Consider the following 7,460-nt stretch of genomic DNA (forward strand, 5'->3'; position numbering starts at 1 on the left):
ACGCCTCGCTGCCGCGCGCCGCCCAGGCACCGCCGGACGCCTCGCTGCCGCGCGCCGCCCAGGCACCGCCGGACGCCTCGCTGCCGCGCGCCGCCCAGGCACCGCCGGACGCCTCGCTGCCGCGCGCCGCCCAGGCCAGCCGCCAGTCGCGGCTGGCCGACCTGGCCAACCTCCGCGCCCACAACGAGCGGCTGCGCCGCCACAACGCCAAGCTCGCCAGACGCCTGTCGGACGCGCTCGGCGAGGAGATCTTCCGCGCCAGCGGCCTCGGCGGCCCAGACCAGACCGAGGCGCTGCGCCGTCGCGTCGGCGAACTCGAGCAGACCACGGCGGATCTGCGCCAGCAGCTCCAGGAGCGCACCGAGGAGCTGGAGGCCGCCAGGGCGACCAACCGGGAGCTCATGGCAGAGGTCAACCGCCTGCCGGGACCGTGGCCTCCCGCCGCCAGTGGCGCGACCCGGCCTCGAAAGCCGCGTCGATGAGCGTGCTGGTCAGTTCGGCGCAACGATGAGCGGAGCGGCTCGCCGGTGCGGCGCTCACCTGACGGTGATCAGGAACCACACATCGTGCAGGGCGGGCGGTGGTGCGGCAGGCGCGGGTCGTTGGCGAGCACGTCGATCGCCTCACCGTGGCGGCCGGGGCCGTCGACCGCGGTCCGGAAGGTGACCTCGATCAGGGTCTGCTGGCCGGGGTCGAGGTGGTGCTGGTGCGGCCCGGGGAGCGGCTGCCCACCGACGGCGTGATCATCCCGGCGCCTCGGCGGTCGACCACAGCCCGGTCACCGGCGAGTCCCTGCCCGTCGAGGTCACCCCTGGCACGAGCGTGTTCGGCGGATCGGTCAACGGCACCGGCGCGCTGAGCCTCAAGGTCACCACGCCCTACCAGGACACCATGCTGGCCCCCATCATCCGCCGGGTCGAGCAGGCCCAGGCCCACAAGGGCCGCGCGCAGCGCTTCGCCGACCGCTTCGGCGCCATCTACACCCCGGCGATGGTCGCCCTGGCCGTGCTGGTCGCCACGATCCCGCCGCTGCTGGCCGGCGACTGGCGCGGCTGGGTCTACCGCCTTGGCGAGCGAGTTGGCCACCGCCTTGGCGATCAGCGTCTTGCCGCAGCCCGGCGGGCTACAGCAGGATGCCCTTGGGCGGCTTGAGCTGGTGCTCCAGGTACAGGTCGGCATGCAGGAACGGCAGCTCGACCGCGTCGCGGATCGCCTCGATCTGGCGCGACAGGCCGCCGCGCTGGCGGCTCGGACGCGGCAGGGCGGTGCGTCGCATCCGCCCAGCAGCGCTGAGGTTCGCCTCAGCATGCCCCGACCGCGACGAAGGGTGCCCAGAAGAACGGATGGCGGAACCGCCCGCCACGGATCGTGTCCAGCTGCGCGCGACGCAACGCCTCGGCCACACCCAGCTTGTCATGATGCAGGTACCGGTAGAACCCCGCCATGATTTCAGCGGTGGATTCGTCGTCGACGCTCCAGAGGCTGCTGACCACGGTGGCCGCACCCGCGCGCAGGAAGCTGCCACCCAGCCCCAGGTACTCGTTGGGTACCTGGTCGGCGTCGATGATCCCGCTCTCGCAGGACGACAGCGTCACCAGCCGTGTGCTACCCAGCGGCAGCGCGGCGATCTCGCGAACCGCCAGCAGCCGCTCGGCGTCCATGACCAGGCCGGACGCGGTGGGATCGCCCCACGTGTAGCTGCCGTGGCAGGCGAAGTGCAGGTAGGTCACGCCATGAACGGCCGCGGGGAGGTCCTCGACGACGGCTGCGGACGCCGCCCGGGTGGCCGCGGAGCCGAACACCGCGGCGATGCCGTCGGCCTCGGTCTCGGCGTCGGGCAGCGTGCCGGTCGAGTCGACGACCACGAGGAGCCGCTCGTCCGCCAGGTCCCGCTCTTCCCGCCCCGCGCGGGCGCGCGCCAGTGCCCACATGCTGGGGGCGTAGCTGACCGGATGATCCTCGAGGAATGCGCGTGGGCGACCGTCGCACATCCGCCAGGCGGCATGCAGGGGTAGTAGGTACAGGCCTCGCGAGGGCAGGATCCGCACCGGTGTCCCGGCTGGCACGCCGGCATCGGTGAGGGCCTCAGACAGCGGCGCCATCAGCCGCCGCCACAGGGTCGCGCAGCCCTCGGTGATGGTGGTGGCCCAGGTCTGGTGGGCCTGCCGATACGCGGCCTCCGTCCGGTCGGCGGTTTCCTGATCGCCGTTGCCGAGCTCGTCGTGGAGCAGCCGCCAGCCCCGGTAGGCGAACAGCCAGCCGATGGTCTGCTCGGTGCCGTCGAGCAGGTCGGTTATGTCGGCGTCGGTGAGGTCCGGCAGCGGGACGATGCGGCCTTCGGGTGGCTCGGCCGGGTCACTGGTCAACAGGAACATGCACGAACCCTGGGAGGTGACCAGAGGAATGACGGTGACCGGCTCCTGGTCTGCGATCGCGCGGATGTTCTCCACCGAGAGCACGGGGGGAATCTCACCTCCGATGACGACCCGCATACCCCGCGTCTTGCCCGCGTCGATGAGCTGCAGGCCCTCTGCGGGCCGGCCCAGCCGCACGTGACAGTACGCGGCTCGTTCGTAGACTCCCCGCATGTCGGCACTTTCCGCCAGCCGCCCCTCTTCGGTGCGCAGCCCGTCCCGCAGGTAGTCGCTGAGCGCGATCGCCTCCTGCAGCTTCTCCAGCGCCTCCGCCCAGCGCCGCTGCCGGAATGAGACGCCGCCGGATTCCACCAGGCAGCGTCGACGCAGGGCGGGAAAGGCCTCGCCGGTGAAGACCTCCAGAGCGGCCGCGAAGTGGCTCTTCGCGCGCTCCTGCCCGTCGGGTTCGTCGCCCCGGTTGCGGACGTAAGCCACTCCCAGCGCGCGCTGGGTCTGCGCCCACCCATACGCGTCGGTGTCGCGCCGATGCACGGTCAGCGCGTCGGTGAGGTGGTTCAGTGCGGCGTCAGCGTACCGGCTTCCCATGACTGAGTAGAGCGACCCGAGATTGACCTTGACCCCGGCCCAGGTGCGCGGATCCTCCTCCGCCGAGAGTTCCCGTAGGGCGCTCTCGTAGATTTCGGCCGCCGCCGCTCGGCTCTCCTCCTGCTGGCCCAGGTGGCGTTGGGTCAGCGCGGTGGCCAGCTGCACCTGCGCCCACACCCGGACGTCCCGATCCGCGTCACGCAGCGCCACTAGACCCTGCCGCGCGTACCTGATCGACAGCTCGACGTTGTCCGTGCGGGACCCCATTTGCCGGCCGAAATAGCACATGCTCAGCTCGACGGCGTCCACGCCCGACTCCCGGCGCTCGCCTGCCGCCAGGGCGGCACGAAGCGACTTCTCGAAGCATCCGATCGCCGCCTCGGCGTGCCGCGCCGGTTCCCCCCGGATGCGGTCGCGATGCGCCGCGCCCAGCGCCCGGTATGCCTCGCGCCACAGCTCGGCGCCGTCGGCGAAGGCCACATCGTTGACGGCGGCGCGGGCCCAACGCACGGCGTCCTCGGTGAACACGGCCTGCAGCTCTCCCTCGGTACGGGCGCGCAGCGCATGCGCCAGCTGGATGGCGACCCGGGCATGGAACGTGGGGAACACGCCGGGATCGTAGAAGTGCGCGAGCCGGCGAAGATCGGCTATCCGCCGCAGGCCGCCGCCGCTGGCGCCGAACGCCCAGACCGCGTCGGCCATCAGTACCTGGGTGGGCGGCAACGGACCGGTGAACGCTGCGTCAACGCCGTGGCGGCGAGCATCGTCGAATACGCCCCGGGCGACGCCCAGCGAAGGCTGCGACACCGACTCCCCGATGGCGTCCCACACCTCATCCAGCCGCTCGTCGAGCTCCCCGCCCGGGGCGAGCAGAACGTCCCGGTACTCATTGAGCAGCTCGCGCCGCCGGTGCCAGGCCGGCGTCTCGGCGTACTGCAAAAGAGCCAGCTGCCGCCATTCGTCCACGGTGAACTGCTCGGCCTGCCCGTCGTCGGTGACCCGGACGAAGGCGGTCGCGGGTGCATGCCAGACCGCCTCCTGCAGCCGGCCCGCACGGGCGGCCGCCACGACAGCGAGCAGCGCATCGGCGACCTCCGTCCAGCTGTCCTGCTCGCGCAACGGCGTGAGGCTGGCCTCCAGATGGCCTTCGTGGACCAGGTGCGGGTAGCCGAGAAGGATCCGCCGCCGCAGCTCCCAGGTGGGCGCGACCAGCAGGGCGGACATCACGGCCGACAGCTGCCCCAGGAACGGATCGGGCTCGTCCTCGGGCGGCTGCGGTGCGACCCATTCCCGCATCTGTCCGTGCGGCCCGAAGAAGCCCTTGAAGTAATACGACAGCGGCCGGCGGCGCCCGTCGAAGCCGTCGAAGCGCCCCAGCTCCAGACACTGGCGGACCACGCCGATGCGCTCGGCGAAGTCGATGTCTGTGCGGTAGCGGTGGGCGATGACCGCAAGCTGACCGTCGACGCTGTCGGCGAGCAGATCCCCCTCGTGGCGGTCGAGAAATGCTCGATACTTCCGCCACCGCATTGGCAGGAGCAGGTCCGAAACGAGGCTCATCACCAAAGGGTAAGATGTCGTGGCACTCAGCGAGTAGAGCGGCGTGAGCCGTGCGAAGCGAGGTGGCGGGTATGGATCAGTCGCCCGTGCAGCCGGGCACGTCCGACAATGATGACCCCGCGACCGACGATCCGTGGGGTCCCCTTCCGACGATCAGAAAACTGCGAGGTGGCCGCCGCGACGGAGAGCCACGCTGGCTCTTCGGCCGTCGTGACGGCACCGACCGGAGCGGCGTGGACGACGATGCCGAGGACGGCACCGCCGCCGGGCGGGACGAGGGTAGACCCGCGGCTGGCTCCGGTGGCTGACAGCCAGGCCGAGCAGACGGTCTTCCCCGACTACGTCAAGGAGCTGGCGACCACTGAGGACGCCCGCCGCGCGTCCCTCGAGGCGCGGGGCGCGTCGGTGATCACCTCCTCGGGCGCACTGGTCACGCTCCTGTTCGCCCTGTCAGCCCTGGCCACCAAGCAGCAGAGCTTCGTGTTGAGCAGCGGCCCACGCAAGCTGCTGGCGGTCGCCACGGTCGCCTTCGTCATCGGCGCCATGCTCGCGATCGGCACGTACGTTCCGCGCCGTACCAGGCTGACCGACCCGGTCCAACTCGCCCGGCAGCTACCCGAGCTATGGAAGCACGACAACGATTTCGCCCGGAAAAAGACGGCGATCTCCCGGCTGGTCGAACTGGCCGACAGTCAACGGGTCAACGACGTGAAAGCCGGGCTCCTGGTGGCGGCCGTCGCGTTCCAGGTGATCGGTGTGCTGCTCGTGGCGGTCAGCGTCCTGGTCATCCTGTGACCGCCCCCTACACGAGAGGGTTCGCCAGGCGGTCCCATGCTTTCGACCGCTCCAGGTCCGACGGGCGCAGGTCGCGACTGTACCGCTCCAGGTACAGGTCGGCGAGCAGCGCCGCGGCGCTGCGGTGGACCGGTGAGCCGGGTCGGGTCTTCGCCGCCTCCGTCAGCACCCCTATCGCACCCTCCAGCGCCTCGCCGCTGCCCGTCTCGTCGAACACGCGCACCGACTGCACACCGAGGTTGAGCACGTAGATCGGTGCCCGGAAATCCGCGGTGGAGGTCGCCTTGATGCTGCGGTTGGCCAGTTCGACCGCGCGTCGCAGGTCACGGGGCTCGCGGGTGAGGTCGAAGCGGTGACCGTACGCCACGCCGAGGTAGCTTGAGGCGAGCGCGTCCGGTACCGACCCCTGCGGAGCAAGCGTCACCGCCTCCTCCAGCAGGGCGATGCTCTTGTCCAGCAGTCGCCGGTCGCCGTGCCGTTCATAGAGTCGGATCCGTACACCGGCGGCGTCGGTGAGCACCTGCGCCCGTTGGGCGGGGGACGCCCGTCGTTGTGCGAGCCGGGCGAGGATCTGGTCCCACACCGACTCGACCTGCCGGTTCGGTGCACCGGCCGCCAGCAGCTGCACCGCGACCCGGATCTCGTCGCCGACAGGCTCGGTTTCTTCCGGCTGCACCTGACCGCTGCGCACAAGGGACGCTCGCACAGCTGGCGACCTCCCCTCAGCGCGTCGCTCGACCGAAGGCACGGTCCCATTGTCCGGCTCACCGCCGCAGTACGTCGACGCCGTATCGGGGGTCGGGGAACTTCGGAACCGGTTTTGGCGGTAGGTATAAGGCTGACAGGGGCCACAGGGAGGCCTTCCCGCTCGGGTCGGTGTCACCAGCACTCGCCCGGAACACGATGCATAGAGAGTTGCGTCGTTGCGACGATTGCGTTAGAGGCGGCGACGGGCTGGATCGCGTTGCTGTTGCCAGCGGGCCAGAGCCTCCGGGGAGACGGGGCGTAGCGGGCCAGCGAAGCGACCGCGGTGTGCCCCGAGTAGCTGAGCAGGGTGGCGGTGTTGGCGCCGTCCTCGGCGGCATGGGTGAGCGCGCTGTGCCGCAATTGGTGGAGCGACCAGCCGCCCCGCCGCTCCAGCTGCGCCGGATCGATGATGCCCGGGTTGGCCAGGGGCCGGGTGGCCTGCTCGAACAGCTCGGCGGCGCGGCGGTACGACAGTCGGGCCTGGCCGCCATCGGGGTCGAGGTCGCTGGGTGGGAGCTGGACTCGGGCGCGCCGGTCGGTGAGGAACACCGGGCCGCTGCGGCGGCCTTTGAGCAGCCGGGGCAGCAGCCGGGCGGTGCCGGTCCGCCACACGATCACGTCGACCGCGCTGCCCTTGAATGCGCGCGGGTTCCCGGATTCCTGAGCGTGTCAGCCGTGGAACCCGTGCGTGGTTGCCTGTCCAGCACGAACCAATGAGCGAGTTCCGGGGAAGCATCGGTGATGGTCAGCGGTCGGTGTGGGATGCCGGGCTGATATCGGCAAGGTGGTCTTGGAGGCGGGCGTGGCGGAACTGGTAGACCGCCCCGGTCTGGCGCAGCACCCCCCGGTGGTGGGCGTCGTTCACAAACCCTATCAGTGGCCAGGGGAGCAGGCGCATGGCGGCCAGCCACGCCCGCGCGACCGCGAACCGGTACCACGCCGTGAAGCTGGCGGTTACGAGTTGGTTGGTCGGTATGACGGCGGGTGTCGGCAACTGACGCACAGGTGCGCTGACCTGGGACTTCACAGCGGCGAAGCGCTGGACACTGCCACCTCGAACCGGCCGCTGTCGGGTCATCCGGTAGAAGATCCGGTAGAAGATCCAGGAGCTTCCCCGGCGTCTCGTGGGAAGCCGACCCGGGCAACGCGGCTCCTTGGACCGCAGAGCAGCGCTACTCGACGGAGCTTCTGGCGCGTCCTCGGCGCGCCCCCAGCCGTCGTTCGGGCGCACTCGCGGCAGGCAGCGCAACCCGGGTCGGCGACTCTCTGCAACGCCGCCCAGCCGGCGTTGTGGGGCGGTCGCGTCTGGGGTCCGCGACACGAGTTGATGCGGTGAGCGATCACTGCGCCGGCGTGCTGGGCTGGATGTTCTTGTTGTTGTGGAACACGTTCTCGGGG

The 7,460-nt window shown here is 70.8% G+C and carries 6 protein-coding genes and 2 pseudogenes; 3 read left to right on the forward strand and 5 right to left on the reverse strand.

The features are described 5' to 3' along the window. Together VG276_22620 and VG276_22625 are read left to right on the forward strand one after the other, a co-directional pair. The coding region (locus VG276_22620) for a hypothetical protein (GenBank protein HEV8652109.1) at positions 1 to 482 on the forward strand (482 nt) is incomplete at its 5' end. A 310-nt stretch (positions 483 to 792) separates the two neighbouring features. Then, positions 793 to 1,005: pseudogene (locus VG276_22625) on the forward strand (cation-transporting P-type ATPase). Between the two features lie 60 nt (positions 1,006 to 1,065). Here the strand turns inward: VG276_22625 and VG276_22630 are convergent. Beyond that, positions 1,066 to 1,237: pseudogene (locus VG276_22630) on the reverse strand (AAA family ATPase). A 64-nt stretch (positions 1,238 to 1,301) separates the two neighbouring features. Beyond that, the gene (locus tag VG276_22635; GenBank protein HEV8652110.1) at positions 1,302 to 4,520 is read right to left on the reverse strand and encodes a CHAT domain-containing protein; all 3,219 of its coding nucleotides are present in this window, start codon (positions 4,518 to 4,520) and stop codon (positions 1,302 to 1,304) included. 300 nt (positions 4,521 to 4,820) lie between these two features. Between VG276_22635 and VG276_22640 the strand changes: the two genes are divergently transcribed. After that, positions 4,821 to 5,315, forward strand: coding sequence for a hypothetical protein (locus tag VG276_22640; protein HEV8652111.1), 495 nt, complete (start codon positions 4,821 to 4,823; stop codon positions 5,313 to 5,315). Positions 5,316 to 5,322: 7 nt separating this feature from the next. On the opposite strand, the gene VG276_22645 is transcribed toward VG276_22640, so the two are convergent. The 3 genes from VG276_22645 to VG276_22655 form a co-directional block, all read right to left on the reverse strand. Then, positions 5,323 to 5,835 (reverse strand): hypothetical protein, encoded by a 513-nt coding sequence (locus tag VG276_22645; protein ID HEV8652112.1) that lies wholly within the window; start codon positions 5,833 to 5,835, stop codon positions 5,323 to 5,325. 359 nt (positions 5,836 to 6,194) lie between these two features. Further along, entirely contained in the window at positions 6,195 to 6,680 is a 486-nt protein-coding gene (locus tag VG276_22650) for a site-specific integrase (GenBank protein ID HEV8652113.1), read from the reverse strand. A 127-nt stretch (positions 6,681 to 6,807) separates the two neighbouring features. Next, positions 6,808 to 7,065, reverse strand: coding sequence for a hypothetical protein (locus VG276_22655; GenBank protein HEV8652114.1), 258 nt, complete (start codon positions 7,063 to 7,065; stop codon positions 6,808 to 6,810). Between the last annotated feature and the right edge of the window lie 395 nt (positions 7,066 to 7,460).

The sequence above is a fragment of the Actinomycetes bacterium genome (genome assembly GCA_036000965.1).
In the GTDB taxonomy this organism is placed as follows: Bacteria; Actinomycetota; CALGFH01; order CALGFH01; family CALGFH01; genus DASYUT01.